This is a genomic window from Streptomyces sp. NRRL WC-3549 (genome assembly GCF_000721935.1).
Classification (GTDB): domain Bacteria; phylum Actinomycetota; class Actinomycetes; order Streptomycetales; family Streptomycetaceae; genus Streptomyces.
The window spans coordinates 7,614-8,996 of the sequence record NZ_KL585446.1; the positions used below are offsets into that span (position 1 = coordinate 7,614).

At 75.4% G+C, this 1,383-nt stretch carries 1 protein-coding gene and 1 pseudogene; one reads left to right on the forward strand and one right to left on the reverse strand.

Annotated elements, in window-relative coordinates; genetic code table 11:
* Positions 1-34: 34 nt before the first annotated feature.
* On the reverse strand, positions 35-1,060 hold the full coding sequence (locus IH13_RS0134755) for a LacI family DNA-binding transcriptional regulator (RefSeq protein ID WP_031090936.1): 1,026 nt from the start codon (positions 1,058-1,060) through the stop codon (positions 35-37).
* Between the two features lie 126 nt (positions 1,061-1,186).
* Here IH13_RS0134755 and IH13_RS0134760 point away from each other — a divergent pair.
* Positions 1,187-1,383: pseudogene (locus tag IH13_RS0134760) on the forward strand (MFS transporter); the annotation flags it as partial.

Sequence of the window (1,383 nt, forward strand, 5' to 3'; positions counted from 1 at the left end):
CGGGGGTGTCCTGTGCCCGGGGCCGGCGGCGCCGTCAGGGCCGGACGGCCGCCGTCGATCCACGGGGCACCAGCCGGACCGCCAGGTCCCCCTGGTCCGCCGGCCGGCCCTGAAGCACCGCGAGCAACGCGGTCATGCCGCGCCGGCCGACCTGTTCGGCCGGCAGCCTCACCGTGGTGAGTTCGGGCTCCACCGCCGTGGCGAGGGCGAGATCGTCGAAGCCGGTCACGGAGATGTCGTCGGGCACCCTCAGGCCGCGCCGGCGCACGGCCTTGCAGGCGCCCGCGGCCAGGATGTCGTCGTCGCAGACGATCGCCGTGGGCAGCGGCCCCGGACCCGCCATGGCCGTCTCGGTGGCCTCCACCCCCGCCCGTACGTCCAGGGCCGCGGTCACCGTCCGGACGGTGACGTCCGGAACGGGCCGAAGCGCCTCGTGCAGGGCGCGGGCGCGCACGGCGAAGGTCCAGGTGTCCACCGCGGAGGCGAGGTGGACGAAACGGCGGTGGCCCAGACCCAGCAGATGCTCCGTCACCTGCCGCATACCGTCCGCGATGTCGAGGTTCACCCACGCCGCCGCACCGGAGTCCCCGGGGTCGCTGTCCAGCATCACCAGGGGCAGCCCCGCGCCCCGCAGCGCCCCGAGCGCGTCCGCCGCCATGGAGGAGGCGATCACCCCGTCCAGCGCCGCCCGCGAGGAGGCGAACGGGTCACGGGCCGGGCCGGTGCCGTCGGGAGACGGGTAGAGGACGACACCGAAGTCGTGCTCCGCCGCGACGGCGGCCGCGCCCGTGTACACCCGGGCGAAGAACTCGTTGGTGAGGGCGGGGACGACGAGCAGAGCCGTACGGGTGCCGCCGAGGCGGAGACTGCGTGCGGCCAGATTCGGCCGGTAGCCCAGGTCCCGGGCGCTGTCCCGGACCCGCCCGGCGGTCGTCTCGGACACCCGGCCGCGCCACTTGCCGCCGAGCACCAGCGACACCGTGGCCTGCGAGACCCCCGCGTCCCGGGCCACGTCACGGCTGGTGGGCCGGGGTGGGGCGGTCCGCCGCGCGCTGCTCACTCGTGCCTCCGTGCTGGAACCGTACGGTGCCGCGTGATGGACCCGCGGGCTGCGCACATGGTACGTATGGACTCCGAAGTTATACGTAAAACCCCGGCGATGGGCAGACGGGGGAGAGGGGCGGGCATGGCCGCGGGCTATCTGGACATCCTCCGGGCGCGGCACGCCGCCAGACTGCTGGCCGGGACCCTGGTGGGCCGGCTGCCCAACGGCACCGCCCCGATCGCCATCGTCCTGTTCACCCGCTCCGAGGGCGGCAGCTACACCCTGGCCGGGGCGCTCGCCGCCGCGTACGGGCTCGCGACCGCCGTCGGGCAGCCGCT